Raw genomic sequence first — 17,313 nt, forward strand, 5'->3', positions numbered from 1 at the left:
AGATTAAAACAATGATTTTAAAAATTACTAAAAATTTACTATTCGTAGTATTTATGTTAACAGTTTCTGTTGTTTTTGGGCAACAAAAAACTGTAACAGGTACAGTATCTGATGAAACAGGTCCTTTACCTGGTGTAACTGTTCTAATACAAGGAACTACTAGAGGTACCGAAACTGACTTTGACGGTAACTATAGTATTTCTGTAAAAGAAGGCGATGTTATCGTTTTCAGCTTTATTGGAATGGAAACTCAAGAAAAAGTTGTTGGCGCTTCCAACAACATAAATGTTTCTATGGTTCAATCATCTGAATTGTTAACAGAAATAGAAGTTATTGCTACAGGTTTTGATAATATCAAAAAAGGAGCATTTACAGGTTCTGCAACAACAGTTAAAGCTGCTGACTTAAAAATTGATGGTATTGTAGATGTTACAAGAATGATTGAAGGTAGAGCTGCTGGTGTAAATGTTCAAAACATTACGGGAACATTTGGTGCGGCACCTAGAATTACCATACGTGGTTCTTCTTCTATTTTTGGGAACAACAATCCTCTTTATGTAATTGACGGAGTTGTACAAGAAGATATTGTAGAACAAAACTTAGATCAGTTGACTTCTGGAGATGCTTCAACTTTAATTAGTTCTACAATAGCAGGTATAAATGCTAATGACATTGAAAAGATTGACTTATTGAAAGATGCATCTGCTACTTCTTTATATGGAGCAAGAGCTCGTAATGGTGTGGTAGTAATTACGACTAAGAGTGGTAGAAAATCTACACCAATTACCGTGAAATATAATTTAGAACAAACAGTTAGAGAAATACCAAACTATTCTCAATACGATATTTTAGATTCTAAGGAAACTATTTCTGTTCTAGAAAATTTAAGAAGCCAAGGGTTTTTAAGATTCCCTGATGTTGGTAACGCTAGATTTTCAGGTGTTTATGGAATCTTAGAAAGAAGAATAAACACTTTATTAGATAATGGCCAATTTGATGTTACAAACGTAGTTGAAGCCAGAAATCGTGCTTTACAAGAATATGAACTTGCTAATACAGACTGGTTTAAAACATTATTTAACCAATCTGTAACTTTAAATCACTCATTGAGTTTTACTGGTGGTGGTGAAAACAATGCTTTTTATGCTTCTTTAAGTTTTTTAGATGATCCGGGATGGACTGTAGCTGATGAAGTGAATAGAATTACAGCTAATCTTAGAAATACTTTTTATTTTTCAGATAAGTTCAACCTAACGTTAACATCAGTGGCATCTGTTAGAGACCAAAGAGCCCCAGGTACATTCCAAAGAGAAGCTAATGTAGTGGATGGTCAATTCTCTAGGGACTTTGATATTAATCCATTTAGTTATGCTTTAAATACTTCTAGAGCGCTAAGACCAAGAGATAGCAATGGTAATTTAGAATATTACACTAATAACTGGGCTCCTTTCAATATTCTTGAAGAACTTGAAAATAACTTTATTGATTTAAATGTAAAAGATATACGTTTACAGTTAGATGCTTCTTACAAAGTAACTGATAATCTTACATATGAATTTAATGGTTCTGCTAGATATGTAGACAGTAGAACAGAGCACCAAATTCAAGAAAATTCGAATGTAGTAAGAGCTTATAATGCTGATGATACTCCGGTCATTGCTAATGCAAATATATTTTTATATGATGATCCGAATGACCCAAATGACATTCCTGTACCTGTATTCCCTGAAGGAGGACTATATATAAAGAATACAAATACTTTAACATCTTTTTATATTAGAAACAGTCTTAAGTACAACAATACTTTTGGTGATAATCATAATTTAGATGTATTATTAGGTCAAGAATTAAGATATATTGATAGAGACACTGATAACTTTACTGGTTATGGTTTACAATTTAACAATGGATTCACTCCTTTTACTGACCCAAGATTACTTGAAAAAATTATTACTGAAGGTGGTAACTATTTTGGGGTAAATAGAGAACGTGAGAGAACAGTTGCTTTCTTTAGTAAAATAACTTATGATTATGACAACAGGTATACTTTTTCTGTGACTGGTAGATATGATGGTTCTAACAGACAAGGTAGAAGTGCAAGTTCTAGATGGTTACCAACTGGTACAATTAGTGGAAAATGGAATGCTAGTAAAGAGGACTTTTTAATCGATTCTAAAACTATTAACAATCTTCAATTAAGAGCTTCTTATGGTTTAGTAGCAACACCTGGTAATGCTACTAATGCTCTTGCAATTTTTAGAAGTGAAAATACTATTAGACCGATCCCTACAGAAAGAGAGACATTCTTAAATATTGAAGATTTAGAAAACTCAGAACTTACTTGGGAAAAACAATACGAATTCAACTTGGGTGTTGACTTAGGCTTATTTAATAATAGAGTAAGTTTATCTGCTGATGTTTATCAAAGAGATATATTTGATAATATAGATTTAGTTCGTACTTCAGGTATTGGTGGAGAGTTATTCAAATTTGGAAATAATTCTGATGCTGAAACTAGAGGTTTTGAAATTGGTATAAACACTAGAAATATAGTTACAGACAACTTCACTTGGTCTTCTGCTGTTAACTTTTCTTATTTTGAACAAGAAATAACAAAATTAGAAAATGAACCAAGAGTAATTGACGTAGTTGGTTTACAAGGTGGTAACGTAGAAGGTTTTCCTTTTAATTCATTATTTTCTTTAGAATTTACAGGCTTAAATTCTGAAGGTTTACCAATGTTTAATCTTCCTGACGGACAAGATCCTACAGAGGACGTGGATTTCCAAGATTCTGATAACATTACTGACTACTTGGTATTTAGTGGATCTGTGTTACCTAACATGTTTGGTGGTATTACAAATAACTTTAAATATAAAAATTGGGATCTATCTGTATTAGTGACAGGTTCTGGTGGTAATGTAGTGCGTTTAAATCCATCTCAGGATAATTTTTATTCTGGAACAAATGTATTTTCTAAAGACGCAATAAATAGATGGATTCGTCCAGGAGATGAAAATATAACCAACATTCCTAAGTTAGTAGATATAAGAGATAATAACTTATTTGGAAATGGTGACCTTTCCAGAGCTTATAATGCATACAATTTTTCTACTGAAAGAGTAGCTAGTGGTGATTTCTTACGTTTAAAAAACGTATCTTTAGGATATAATTTAGATCGTGAATTAGTTGAAAAATTAGGGTTAAGTTCATTTAGAGTACAATTACAAGGAACTAATTTATTTTTATTATACTCTGATTCAAAATTAAATGGTCAAGATCCTGAATTTTATGGAACTGGTGGAGTTGCTTTACCTATTACAAGACAATATACAATGTCATTAAATATTGGAATTTAAAAAATAAAGATGAAACTAATAAACAAGTACACAAAATTAAGCATACTAACTATTTTACTAGTTTCTTTAGTTAGTTGTAATGAGTTTTTGTCTGAATTGCCAGACAATAGAGCTGAAATAGATTCTCCAGAGAAGATCAGTGCTTTAGTTACTGGTGCTTATCCTGACGGAAACTATATGTTAATAGGTGAATTAATGTCTGACAACGCTGTCTCTAAAAACACTACCAATGGGGTAATAAATCAGAGGCTACATGAAGACATGTTTAACTGGAGAACAAGTAACGATGACAACCAAGATACTCCTATTGGATATTGGTCTAGTTGTTATGAAGCTATCTCTCAAGCAAATCAAGCTTTGGTTTCTATTGAAGAACTAAAGGGTGAATTTAATTTAAATAGTCAAAAAGGTGAAGCTTTATTAGCTAGAGCATATGCTCATTTCATGCTAGTAAATTTCTGGGCTAAACATTATGATCCTAATACCGCTTCAACAGATTTAGGTATTCCATATGTAGATGAGCCAGAAAACGTTCTTTTAAAAGAATACAAGAGGAATACTGTACAAGAAGTTTATGATCGAATAGAAAAAGATATGTTAGAAGGTATTTCTTTAGTTACTGCTAGAGAAAATAACCCTAAATTTCATTTCTCTAAAGAATCTGGTAATGCATTTGCTACTAGGTTTTACACATTCAAAGGTGAATGGGCAAAAGTTATAGAACATGCTTCTAAAGTTATTAGTGATCCAAGAAACGAATTAAGAGATCAAATAGAATTAAGAACTTTATCATATGGTGAGCAAACTGCTAGATATAATAGTACTTTAGAAAGATCTAATCTTTTAGTAGGAGCTCCTCTTTCATGGTGGGCTAGAACATTTGCTTCAATTAATTTCGGATTACCATCAGGCTCTCAGATTTTTAATACTAATAATCCTTTCGGAAAACCTTGGGGATATCAAGTATTTGGCGGAAGTAGATTTGCTAATAGACCAAAATTTGATGAGTTTTTTAATGTAACTAATCAAAGTGCTGGTACAGGTTTTGGATATGCTCCTGTAGTTTATTTTGCTAAAGACGAAGTTTTATTAAATAGAGCTGAAGCTTATGCAATGTTAGATGATTTTACTAATGCCAATCAAGATTTAACTGATTATTTATCATTAAAAACAAGAGGTTTTGATCCTGCTACTGATATATTAACAACAGCTGATATTACAACTACTTTTCCTGTTGTTGCTGATGAGTTAACACCTCCTTATTTAATGACTGATACTCAAACTTCTTATGTTAAAGCTATTTTAGATTTTAAACAAAAAGAGTTTTACCATGAAGGTATGAGATGGTTTGATGTTAGACGTTTTAACATAGCTATAACAAGAGATTTCATAGATGGTGAATCTACAACCGAAATCACTTTGCCAAAAAATGATAATCGTAGGCAATTACAAATACCAGAGTCTGCTCAAAAAGTAGGTTTAACCCCTAATCCAAGATAAAATGAAAAATATATATATTTATTTAATATCCGCTTTATCGATATTCACATCTTGTGATTATCAAGAAGATCCAATTACTGATAGTAATTTAGATACTACAACGCCAGAACTAAGTACTACTGATGTATGGTTAAGAGATAATTATGCCATTCCGTATAATATAGATGTGACATATCAGTGGGATGAAGGGAGAGTAGATTTGAATAGATTTTTATTCCCTCCATTCTTAGATAATGTTGTACCAGCTATGAATGCTGTTAAAACAATTTGGATAGATAGTTATAATCAAGTAGGAGGTGTAGATTTTGTAAGAAAAGTGGCTCCTAGAGAATTGGTTTTAGTTGGTGGATTTAATTTGAATGAAGACGGAACTAGAACATTAGGTTTTGCTGAAGGTGGTAAGAATATTGTGTTATTTGAAGTTGATTTAATCGATTTCTCTAATAGAGCAAGTGTTATTGAGTTTGTTAAAACCGTACAACACGAATATACCCACATCTTAAATCAAACTATACGCTTTGATGAAGAGGCTTTTCAGCAAATAACTCCTGCAGATTATACTGCACAGTGGTTTAATCCTGCTGATACACAAGAACGTTTTGATATTGCTAATAGTTTAGGTTTTATCACAGATTATGCTAGGTTGAATCATACCGAGGATTTTGCTGAAATGGTAGAAACACTACTTTCTAATACTGCTACGGAGTATGCAGCAATATTAGATAACATCAAAACCAGAATCATACAAAATGCTGTTAGCCAAGCTATTACTAATTTAGGTCCTGGAGCTACTGCAGAAGATATAGCAATAGCTACTAATGCTGCTACTGTTACTGCTCAACCTGAGGCTGACAGAGCAGTAAATTTAATTCGTCAGAAAGAAGCAATCGTAGCTGACTATTACGCTAGACAGCTTAATATTGATATTTATGAGCTTCAGAAAGTTGTGGCTGAAAATGTAGATAAGGTTATAAATTAAAAAAGAACATCAAATGAAATTAATCAAATCATATATATCAATCATTTCTATTATAATTTTCTCATTATTAATAGTTGGTTGTGAAGATAACAATGATCCTGAATTACTTTTTGACGACACACCTGCAGTGAGAATTCAAAAAGATATAGATGAACTAAGAAATACGTTAAAATCATCTCCTGATGGTTGGAAAATAAATTATTTCACTGGAGTTGATAGAGGTCTAGGAGGTTTTACCTTTTTATTTAATTTTCTTAATAATAAGGAAGTGATCATGGATTCTGATTTTGGAAATCCTGATATTAATAGAAGAAGTTTATACGATATTACATTAGGTTCTACTGTAAAACTTACATTTACTACAAGAAATGTACTTCATGAGCTTTCTGATGGTGCGAATTTCCCTAATAATGACTTTATAGGTCAAGGTTATAGAGGTGATTTTGAGTTTTTGTTAGTATCTTATGAAGGTGATGATATTATCTTCAAATCTAACAGAAATCGTTCAAATATCATAAGATTCACTAGAGCAACAGCTGATGATTGGACAAATTTAGATACACATCAAACCATTATGGATGTACTTGCAAACTCAGGTGGTAGTTTAGGTTACGATAATGCTGGAAATGTTAGTAAATTTAACTTCGATTCTGCCACAAGATATGCAACAAATACAGATGGCACTGCTCCTGATTTTGGTATAGCTTATACTCCTACTGGAATAATTATTAGTCCTGCTGTTGAAGTTAATGGTATTGAGTATAGTGAGTTTACAATGAGTGCTGATGAAACTAAATTTACATCTTCTGATGGATTGTTTAGTATAGAAATTATTAAAGCTCCGATTGACATGAGTCAAGCTTGGCTTACAGCGGCTAGACCTGGATTCGTGCCTCAAGCTTTTATAGATTTATTTACTGCAGCTAAAACAACTCATGATGCAACTTTTGCTGCTTTTCCTTTATCTGACATTTTTGATGTAGGAGGTTCTACTTTAAGTATAACATTTGGGATTGGTGGAACCATCGCTAGACATGGCTTAAACTTTTCAGGTGTTATTGGAGATCCTACTTTATTAGATGTTTCTGTAGGTGCGCCAGGAACAAACTGGCAATTTGTACCATGGTTTGATCCAATGGTCAATTATATTGCTGATAATGCTCCGTATCAAGTTAATCAAACGAGTCCTACTCGAGTTGAACTAACTAGTGAAGCAGATCCTACTATTACTTTTGTATTGCTTATACTATAAACATCACTTTTATAGTGCAAAAATATAAGACCAAGACTTTGAAAGTCTTGGTTTTTTTAATTTTAACTTTTTGAAATAGATTAAATTATCATATATTTGCACCCTCGTAAAATTTAAACTCACAATATAAAATATATATATAATGACAAAAGCAGATATCGTATCGAAGATTTCAGACAAAACAGGAATAGAAAAAGCAGATGTTTTAGCTACTGTTGAAGCATTTATGTCTGAAGTTAAAGATTCTTTAGAGAGTGGAGATAACGTATATTTAAGAGGTTTTGGAAGCTTTATTATTAAAACTAGAGCTGAAAAAACAGGTAGAAATATTTCTAAGAATACTACAATTAAAATTCCAGCACACAACATTCCAGCTTTTAAACCAGCTAAAACATTTACTGAAGGTGTAAAGGCTAAGGTTGCTGTTAAGTAAAAATATTAACGTACTCTTTTTAGAGTTTTAAAAACATTTTTAATATGCCTAGTGGTAAAAAAAGAAAGAGAGCTAAGATCTCTACACACAAAAGAAAGAAAAGAGCGAGAGCAAATCGTCACAAGAAAAAGTAAGTAAGTTTTACTTACTTTTTCTTTTACTTTCTAAAAAGACAAAGTTCTTTGAAATTTGAGGTTTTCAAAACCTCTTTTGGTATTTAAAATACCTGCTTAAAATCTTAATCAGTTTTTGTATCTATTTACAAAAGCATAAAACGTATTCAGATGAAAACAGAATTAATTATTCGTTCAAATTCTTCTGATATTGATTTTGCCTTATTAAGAGATGGTAGGCTTGTAGAGTTGAATAAAGAAGTTAGCGGCAACAAATTCTCTGTCGGCGATATTTTTCTAGCTAAAATAGGAAAAGTTATGACGGGTTTAAACGCTGCTTTTGTAAATGTTGGTTATCCTAAAGATGGTTTTTTACATTATCATGATTTGGGACCTCAAGTTCAATCTCTCAACAAGTTTATTAAAAAAGTAAGCACAGGTAAATTTAAAGAGTTCACTTTAAGAAACTTCCGCTCTGAAGAAGACATCGACAAAGACGGAGGCATTAACGAAGTACTAAAATCAGGTCAAAATTTATTAGTACAGATTGTAAAAGAACCCATATCTACAAAAGGCCCTAGAATAAGCTCAGAATTATCAATAGCCGGTAGATATTTAGTATTAGTTCCTTTTTCAAACAGAGTATCGGTATCACAAAAAATTACCGATAATAAAGAAAAAGAACGTTTAAAGAAATTAGCAAAAAGTATAAAACCAAAAGGTTTTGGACTTATTTTGCGTACTGTTGCCGAAGGAAAAAAGGTAGCAGAACTAGATAAAGATTTAAAAAACTCACTAGATAGATGGAAATCTTTGTGCAAAAGAATTCCTAATTCAAATACACCTAAAAAAGTATTAAGTGAGTTAGATAGAGCTTCATCAATCTTAAGAGATGTGATGAACGATTCTTTTACAAGTATTGTAACAAACGATGAGAGTTTAAAAATAGAAATTAAGGAATATTTACAAGAAATATATCCTGAAAAAGAAAATATAGTTAAACTCCATAGATCTAACATTCCAATCTTTGAAAAATACGGTATAGAACGCCAAATTAAAACTTCTTTTGGTAAAACCGTATCCATGAGTAAAGGTGCCTATTTAGTAATTGAACATACTGAAGCTTTACATGTTATTGATGTAAACAGTGGTAACCGCTCAAATAAAGCAAAAAATCAAGAAGAAACTGCTTTAGAAGTGAATTTAATTGCTGCAACTGAAATTGCAAGACAATTACAACTTCGTGATATGGGAGGAATTATTGTTGTTGATTTTATTGATATGAAGTCTGCAGAAAACAGACAAAAATTATTTCAACACTTTAGAGAAGTTATGGCTTTAGATAGAACAAAGCATAAAATCTTACCTCCAAGTAAATTTGGTTTAGTCCAAATAACTAGACAACGAGTTAGACCTGAACTCGAAATTAAAACACGTGAACCAAATCCTAATAAAAATGGAGAGGTAGAACCTCCAGTAGTTTTAATTGATAAAATTGAAGCTGAATTGGATAAAATTCTAAATAGTGAAACGGCGTATAAGGATATCGTTTTAAATGTACATCCTTTCATTTTCGCTTACCTTACTAAAGGAATCAATTCTATTCGTTTTAAATGGCTTTTAAGACATAAAAAATGGATTAAAATTATACCTAGGGATGCTTACCTGTATTTACAATACCATTTCTCTTACAAAAAGAAAAATAAATAAGGTAATTTTCTTATTATGAAATTAAAAACCTGCTTGAATTCCAAGTGGGTTTTTTTTATTTCTAAAACCAAAAACCTAAATTAAAAAACCAGAATCTATCATTATGATCTGGAGACCAACTGTATTTTAACTCAATAGGTCCTATTATTGTTTCTAGCCCATAACCTACTGCATAACCAGATCTTACATCTTTTAACAGCTCACCTCTTTGTAATACATTTTTTGCAGCTCTTCCGTAGTTTGCAATTGCACTTAAATAATGCTTATTAAACGGTTTATATCTTAAATGGAATTCAGATTTCCAAAACGATTGATCTGTTAACGAAGAAATATCATACCCATAGAAATAAATGAAATTATTTATATAATTTTTATTGTAACCACCTAGACGATAATCAAATATCTCGGAATCCTCTTCTCCCAGAGTAAAACCTACTTCATAAGTATTTAAAAAAGTAAACTTATCCTCCCAAAAAGTAGTCGCAAAACTAAATTGTCCATCAATTTGAGAATATTGATTAAAACCTACACTTCCATTAGCTAAATTAGGTAAATCCTCATTTCTATTAGACCACATAAACCATCTAAAATTAGCATCTACATAAAAACCTTTAGTAGGAAACATTGATTTATCGAACGTATCAATTCTTAAAAAACCAAATGAATTTAGATAATTACTATCATCGAAAATAGTTTCTTCGTCATTGGTTAAGAATGTATCTGATGAAATTTTCAGGTTTATAAGTTCTAAACCAAAGCCAAAAGCTGTTCTTTTGTTTATAGTGGTTTGTGCAAAAATTCTATTGGTAAAATCACTATACTCAACATTTATTTTATTCAGATTATTCTCGTTAAACAACACATTACTTTCAAATGAATTAAAACGCGAAGTAAAGCCATAACTCAGTAAAAAACCATTATCAATAAAGTACTGTAAATTATATCGTATATCATCACCAACTACAAAATCTAATGCCAATTCATCATTAGCAAATAATAACTTCTTATGATTATAATTTAAAAGGACTCCTGTTTTATAGACCAGATCGTAGTGTAAACCAGCACTTAAAAATGTTTTTACATCATTTTCTTTAACAAACAATTCTAATTTTTTTCCTTGGAAAGAATTCTTCAAATTATAATCTATCCGCTGAAAATTTTTTGTCGCTGTTAATGTGTTTATCTTCTTAGAAATGTCTCTATACGAAACTGAATCTCCTTCTTTTAATCTTAATTTACCCAAAATGTAATCCTGGGTATAACTTTTATTTCCTTTAAGAATAATTCGATCTATTAAAAAACACTTTTCCGTATTATTATCAATAATTGATTTTTTCTTTTTTACTATCTGTTGATCCGCAATACTTTTAAAAACACTTCTAAAAGCCTTTCCTGATTGTACACCTTCTTTAAGAATTGCTTCTTTAGCGTTAAAAGAAACCACTGTAAACTCATTTACATCCGGGTGAATATGTATATCTAGTTTTTCAACTTGCTGGTCAGATTTTTTATACATCTGAAAGTTAACAATCTGACTTAGTAAGGAAGCAACGGATGTTAATTCATCTCTTTTTAGTAGAGTACCCTGAACATTAATACCAATAATAATATCTACTCCTTTTTCTTCCATTCTATCCACAGGAAAATTATTCGCGACTCCACCATCCATTAATAGTTGATTGTCAATTTCTACCGGATTTAATAATGAAGGAAATGAACCACTTGCTCTTAGTGCTAAAGGCAATGATCCTTTTTCCAAAACAACTTCTTTACCAGTTTCTATATCGGTAGCTACACAAAAGAAAGGAATTGGTAATTTAGAAAAATCATTAATATTATCAACTGGGGCCAATAATTCAGTTAAAAAATTTAACACATTTTGTCCTTTAGAGAGTCCTAGAGGTAAACCAATACTTCCATTTTTAACTGGTAAACTCAATGCTGTTTTTTCTAGATAAGCTTTTTCAAAATAAGATTTATCTTCCCTAGAAATATTATCTTGAATGAGTGATAACAAATCTACATCTAAGATTATTTTTTCAATTTGAGATGGAGAATAACCTGCTGCGTACATTCCGCCAATAATAGCCCCCATACTTGTACCACCGATATAATCTATTTGTAACCCTGCTTTTTCTATTTCTTTAAGTACACCAACATGAGCAAATCCTTTAGCCCCACCTCCACTTAGTACTAAACCAACTCTTGGTTGTTTTTGAGCGTAAGCTAAAATCGGTATAATTAATAATAATAGTAATTTTTTTTTCATGTTCATTTCTTTTCCTTTTTGTAATAGTTATATACTATTTGAGCTCTTGAATTTCCTACTACCTCAATTAACTCATCTAAACTAGCACTTTTTACTCTTTTAGCTGATTTAAATTTTCGTAATAAATTTGTTATGGTTTGTTTACCAATATTTGGAATTTGTTCTAATTCTGATTGAATAGCACTTTTACTTCTCTTGTTACGGTGAAAAGTAATTCCAAATCGATGTGCTTCGTTACGTAAGTGCTGTATTATTTTTAGGGTTTCGGATTTTTTATCTAAATACAAAGGAACACTATCTCCTGGGTAATAAATCTCTTCTAATCTTTTAGCAATTCCAATTATAGCTATCTTTCCTCTTAAACCCAAAACATCTAAACTTTTTAATGCAGACGAAAGCTGTCCTTTTCCTCCATCTATAACAATTAATTGAGGTAACGGCTTATTTTCCTCTAATAATCTTCTATAACGTCTAAAAACTACTTCTTCCATAGAAGCAAAATCATCAGGACCTTCTACTGTTTTAATATTAAAGTGCCTGTATTCTTTTTTATTTGGTTTTCCATCCTTAAAAACAACACAAGCAGCTACTGGATGCGTTCCTTGAATATTAGAATTATCGAAACATTCAATATTTCTAGGCTCTTTAGACAATCGTAAATCTTTTTGCATTTGTGCCATAATCCTTTTAGTGTGGCGATCTGGATCTACAATTTTTATTTGTTTAAATTGTTCTTGTCTATAATATTTAGCGTTACGTTGTGATAGTTCTATGATACGCTTTTTATCTCCTAGTTTTGGTATAGTTACCTTTATATTTTGTCCAACTTCAACTTCAAAGGGAACATAGATTTCTCTTGAGAGTGAATTAAAACGCTGGCGTGTTTCAATAATAAATAGTTCCAATAACTCTTTATCTGTTTCCTCTAACTTTTTCTTAATTTCAGTAGTGTAAGATTGGATAATTGCTCCATTCATTATTTTAAAGAAGTTAGCATATCCATGTGTTTCATCAGAAATAATAGAAAAAATATCTACGTTATTAATACTTGGATTTACTATAGTAGATTTAGCTTGATAGTTCTTTAAAGAATCTAATTTTTCTTTAATTCGCTGTGCTTCTTCAAAATTCATTTCCTCAGCATAACCCATCATAATCTCATGCAAACTATCGATACTTTCTTTAAAGTTTCCTTTAATAATGTTACGTATTGTTTTTATATGATCAGTATACGATTCTTCATCTTGAAAAGCTTCACATGGACCTTTACAGTTCTTTAAATGATACTCTAAGCATACTTTATATTTACCAGAATCAATTTTAGATTGACTCAAATCATAATTACATGTTCGTAATGGATACAGTTGTTTAATTAAATCCAAAAGGTTATGAACTGTTTTTACACTCGTATAAGGCCCATAATATTCCGAACCGTCTTTGATCACTCTTCTGGTCATAAATACTCTAGGGAATCGTTCTTTTTTGATACAAATCCATGGATATGATTTATCATCTTTCAACATCACATTATACCTTGGTTGGTATTTTTTGATCAAATTGTTTTCCAACAAAAGGGCATCTGTTTCAGTATCTACAACAATATGCTGAATTTTAACGATTTTTTTTACTAAGACTCTAGTTTTACCGTATTCATGATTCTTGGTAAAGTAGGAAGAAACTCTTTTTTTTAAGTTTTTTGCCTTACCAACATATATAATAGTATCTTCTTTATCAAAATATTGATAAACTCCTGGTAAATTAGGTAGGGTTTTTACTTGAAGTTCTAAATCTGTAGGCATGTAACGAAGATATAACTTATAGAATAAACTGCTAATGAATATAACAATTTAGGCTATAAATGTCCTACTCTTGATAAAAAAAATGTTTTACAAGGATTTCTCTAAAGTGAATGAAAACTCTGAACCTTCTCCAAAAGTACTTTTAAGAAGAATTGTTTCATTATGTGCCTCAATGATGTGTTTTACTATGGATAAACCTAATCCTGAACCTCCTTGTTCTCTAGATCTACTCTGATCCACTCTATAGAAACGTTCAAATAACCTAGGTATATGCTCTTGTTTGATGCCTTCTCCGTCATCAATAATTTTTATAACAAGTTTATTCTCATTGTAAGTCTCAACACTTGCAATTGTATTTCCTCCTACTTTACCATATTTGATAGAATTAACAATCAAGTTGATTAATACCTGTTCTATCCTTTCTATGTCTCCTTTAACAAATAATGGATATTCATAATGTTTATCGAAAGCTAACTTAATATTTCGTTTTTTAGCTTTCATTTCAAATAAATCAAAAACAGATTGGATGAGCTCTATGATATTGAATGGTTCAATCTTCATCTTCATTCCATCTGTTTCTAATTTAGCGATCATATCTAAATCTTTAACTATTGACGTTAATCGCTCTACTCCTTTATTAGCTCTTTCTAAATATTTATCTCTAATCTCTCTATCGTCTGCTGCCCCTTCAATTAGAGTTAAAATATAACCTTGTACAGTAAAAAGAGGAGTCTTTAGTTCATGTGCTACATTACCTAAAAAATCTCTACGAAAAGAATCTCGTTCTGTAAGATTAGCTATTTCCTCTTTTTTATCTTCAACGTACTCTTGCACCGTCTTTGTAAAATCATCAATATCAGTAGTAACCTTATCTCGCTTCAAATCATCAACATCCAAAATTGATATTTCTTCATATAATCGTTTCAAACGTTTATATATAAAATGTTCTGCTCTATATTGGATTACAAAAAATGAAACTATAAATAATAGTATTCCAAAAATTATGATAGCTATTACACCTAAGGTCTTAAAAAAAGACAAGTAAGAAACGACTGCAATTACAACAGAAATTATTGTAAGATATAATGCAGAAGTTAGTGCGTATTTATATGTTTTTTTTAACTTCTTCAAAAAGTAGATTTAAATAACGTTTAGTTGTTTTATTTATCTGTTTCTAAAACAAACTTATATCCAACTCCTTTAACTGTTTTAAAGTGATGATCACCTATTTTCTCTCTTAGTTTACGTATGTGTACATCTATAGTTCTACCACCCACGACAACTTCATTTCCCCATACGCTATCTAAAATTGTTTCTCTTTTAAATACTTTTCCTGGCTTAGAAGTTAATAGAGAAAATAGTTCAAACTCTTTTCTAGGTAAGGTTATTTTTTCATCTCCTTTAAATACCACATACTCATCTCTATTAATTAAGATGTCTCCTATTTTAGTTGTAGCTTCAGAAACACTGTCTGTTTTTAACCTTCTTAACAAAGATTTTACTTTACTAACTAATACTTTTGGTTTAATAGGTTTTGTAATATAATCATCAGCACCTGCATCAAAACCAGCAACTTGAGAGTAATCTTCACCTCTAGCCGTTAAAAAAGAAATAATTACATTTTCTAAAGGTTTGATATCTCTTATTTTCTCACATGCTTCAATACCATCCATTTCTGGCATCATTATATCTAGTAAGATTAAATGAGGAGTAATTTTTCTAGCTATTTTAACTCCTTCTACTCCATTAGTAGCAGTAAAAACTTGGTAGCCTTCAGATCTTAAATTATAACCAACTATTTCTAGAATATCTGGTTCATCGTCAACTAATAAAATTTTGATATCGTTAGTGTTCATGTTCAGTAGTAATTATTTTGCGAAACAACCCAAAAGTAACGATAAAATAACAAAAACAGTTAAAGCCACTTTAACTTAATGTTGATTTAATATTAACAAAACAACCTTAGTTTAACATTAGTATTCAGATACTTAACATTATGGTAAACTGTACTTGTTCAACCTAAAAGGCTTAATTTTCTAATTTTGAGAGCATTCAAAAAACGGGATAATATGAAAAAACATTACTTTTTAACTTTACTAATTTGCTGTATCAGCTTTATGTCTTTTGGACAAACAACACTATTTCAAGAATCTTTTGAAACAGGAAATAGTGGGACACCATCTATCACTTGTAATGATGGGGCTGGAGATTTTTTCACTAGAACGGATGGAAGTGATATCGGTTCTTTTTATGAAGTCACTGGACAAGATGGTAACTTTTACTTTGCTGCTATGGATATTGATGCCACCGAATGTGGAGGATCAGGAGGAGATATACAAACATTAGTATTTGATGACATTGATATTTCTTCAGCTACAAACTTAAACTTAGCTATTTTATTAGCCGAAGATCAACCTAGCGATAGTAAATTTGATTGGGATGGTGGTGATTTATTCTATGTTGAAGTAGATTACGATAATTCTGGTAGTTTTACGAAAGTGTTACAATTTGCTACTACTGCAACTTCAGGAGCAAATGCTTCTGCTCCTATGCAAGATACTGATTTAGATGGTATAGGTGACGGACAAACATTAACAGCTGCATTTTCTGAGTTTATAATTTCATTAGGAACTGGTAACCTTGTAGATATAAGACTTGTTTTCGATGGTTTAGGTGCTGGTGACGAAGATATTGCTGTAGATAACATAAGATTGGTTGATGGTACTGTAGTTACACCACCAACGATAGCTATCACTTCTCCATCAAACAATACTGTTTTAACGCCAGGTACAACAAGTACCGATGTTGCAATTGCAGTAAACAACTTTAATGTTGCTTCTGGTGGATCTGGTGATGGTTTCATTAAGTACACTATTAATTCTGGAACTCCAGTAGATAAATTCGATACCAATGCTATTTCTTTAACTGGTCTAACTTCTGGAGACTATACAATAAAGGTAGAACTTGTAGACAACAGTGGAAATCCTTTATCTCCTGCCGTATCTGCTTCTGTTGATTTTTCAATTGCTGCATATACTCAGGTTTCTAACTTAATGATGTTAAGAGCAGGTACTGAAGGTGAGTATTATGAACTTACAGGTGATGTAATATTAACGTATGCTAGAAGTTCAAGAAATCAAAAATATATTCAAGACGCAACTGCAGGTATTTTAATTGATGATAGTGCAGGAACAATCACAACAACATATAATACTTATGATGGAATTACAGGTTTAAAAGGACGATTAGGTTCTTTTGGTGGGGTTTTACAATTGATTCCTACTGAAGATCCTGGTGCGCCTTCTTCAACAGGAAATATGATTACCCCTGAAGTAGTTACATTAGCTGATTTTGAAGCAAATGCTAAAAATTATGAATCGGAACTTATAAAAATAGAAAACGTTTCTTTCACTGATGCAGGAGCTACCTTTGAAACAAGTAAAGATTACGAAATTACTAGTGGTAGTACAACTTCGAGCTTTAGAACTAATTTTTCTGAAGCTGACTACATTGGAACTACAATCCCTTCTAGTTCAGTTGACATGACAGTTTTAGGTTCTAGTTTTACAAATTCATCTGGTACAACAAATCAAGTTATAGCTATAAATTTAGCTGGATTAGTTTTAGGTGTTGTGGAAAATAATATTGATGGATTTGCTGTATTTCCTAATCCTTTAAATTTTGAAAAGACATTTACATTGACTTCTGCTTCTTTTGAGAAAAAAGATATTACCATTTTTAATATGTTAGGAAAAGAAGTATTTGAAACTTCTGTATCAGGAACAAGAGAAACCGTTGATGTTTCTAAACTTAGCACTGGTGTTTATATTTTAAATGTAACAGAATTAGATAAAATAGCTACTCAAAAATTAATTATTAGATAATTAATTAAAATATAT

The 17,313-nt window shown here is 31.0% G+C and carries 11 protein-coding genes; 7 read left to right on the forward strand and 4 right to left on the reverse strand.

From position 1 onward, the window contains the following. Positions 1-11 precede the first annotated feature (11 nt). The 6 genes from BVC87_RS01150 (at position 12) to BVC87_RS01175 (ending at position 9,346) form a co-directional block, all read left to right on the forward strand. A complete protein-coding gene (locus BVC87_RS01150) occupies positions 12-3,359 on the forward strand; it encodes a SusC/RagA family TonB-linked outer membrane protein (protein WP_200799147.1) in 3,348 nt (1,115 codons plus the stop codon). Positions 3,360-3,368: 9 nt separating this feature from the next. Beyond that, positions 3,369-4,859 carry a RagB/SusD family nutrient uptake outer membrane protein gene (locus BVC87_RS01155; RefSeq protein ID WP_075340501.1) on the forward strand — a complete coding sequence of 497 codons (1,491 nt, stop codon included), beginning with the start codon at positions 3,369-3,371 and terminating at the stop codon, positions 4,857-4,859. A 1-nt stretch (position 4,860) separates the two neighbouring features. Next, positions 4,861-5,838, forward strand: coding sequence for a substrate import-associated zinc metallohydrolase lipoprotein (locus BVC87_RS01160; RefSeq protein WP_075340502.1), 978 nt, complete (start codon positions 4,861-4,863; stop codon positions 5,836-5,838). Positions 5,839-5,851: 13 nt separating this feature from the next. Continuing rightward, entirely contained in the window at positions 5,852-7,090 is a 1,239-nt protein-coding gene (locus BVC87_RS01165) for a DUF4302 domain-containing protein (RefSeq protein WP_075340503.1), read from the forward strand. 142 nt (positions 7,091-7,232) lie between these two features. Continuing rightward, positions 7,233-7,523, forward strand: coding sequence for an HU family DNA-binding protein (locus BVC87_RS01170; protein WP_075340504.1), 291 nt, complete (start codon positions 7,233-7,235; stop codon positions 7,521-7,523). A gap of 284 nt (positions 7,524-7,807) precedes the next feature. Next, on the forward strand, positions 7,808-9,346 hold the full coding sequence (locus tag BVC87_RS01175) for an Rne/Rng family ribonuclease (RefSeq protein WP_075340505.1): 1,539 nt from the start codon (positions 7,808-7,810) through the stop codon (positions 9,344-9,346). Between the two features lie 61 nt (positions 9,347-9,407). Here BVC87_RS01175 and BVC87_RS01180 read toward each other — a convergent pair whose 3' ends face one another. The 4 genes from BVC87_RS01180 to BVC87_RS01195 all read right to left on the reverse strand — a co-directional run bounded on the left by BVC87_RS01180 (position 9,408) and on the right by BVC87_RS01195 (position 15,270). Further along, the gene (locus BVC87_RS01180) at positions 9,408-11,615 is read right to left on the reverse strand and encodes a patatin-like phospholipase family protein (protein WP_075340506.1); all 2,208 of its coding nucleotides are present in this window, start codon (positions 11,613-11,615) and stop codon (positions 9,408-9,410) included. Between the two features lie 2 nt (positions 11,616-11,617). After that, positions 11,618-13,414 carry an excinuclease ABC subunit UvrC gene (uvrC, locus tag BVC87_RS01185; protein ID WP_075340507.1) on the reverse strand — a complete coding sequence of 599 codons (1,797 nt, stop codon included), beginning with the start codon at positions 13,412-13,414 and terminating at the stop codon, positions 11,618-11,620. A gap of 87 nt (positions 13,415-13,501) precedes the next feature. Continuing rightward, positions 13,502-14,545: a sensor histidine kinase gene (locus tag BVC87_RS01190; protein ID WP_075340508.1), complete on the reverse strand. Its 1,044-nt coding sequence runs from the start codon at positions 14,543-14,545 to the stop codon at positions 13,502-13,504. A gap of 29 nt (positions 14,546-14,574) precedes the next feature. After that, positions 14,575-15,270, reverse strand: coding sequence for a response regulator transcription factor (locus BVC87_RS01195; protein WP_075340509.1), 696 nt, complete (start codon positions 15,268-15,270; stop codon positions 14,575-14,577). Between the two features lie 213 nt (positions 15,271-15,483). Here BVC87_RS01195 and BVC87_RS01200 point away from each other — a divergent pair, with 213 nt between their 5' ends. Then, positions 15,484-17,298, forward strand: a complete 1,815-nt coding sequence (locus BVC87_RS01200) for a T9SS type A sorting domain-containing protein (protein ID WP_083629172.1) — start codon at positions 15,484-15,486, stop codon at positions 17,296-17,298. The last annotated feature ends 15 nt before the right edge of the window (positions 17,299-17,313 follow it).

This window comes from Tenacibaculum agarivorans, from assembly GCF_001936575.1.
GTDB classification, from domain to species: Bacteria; Bacteroidota; Bacteroidia; order Flavobacteriales; family Flavobacteriaceae; genus Polaribacter; species Polaribacter agarivorans.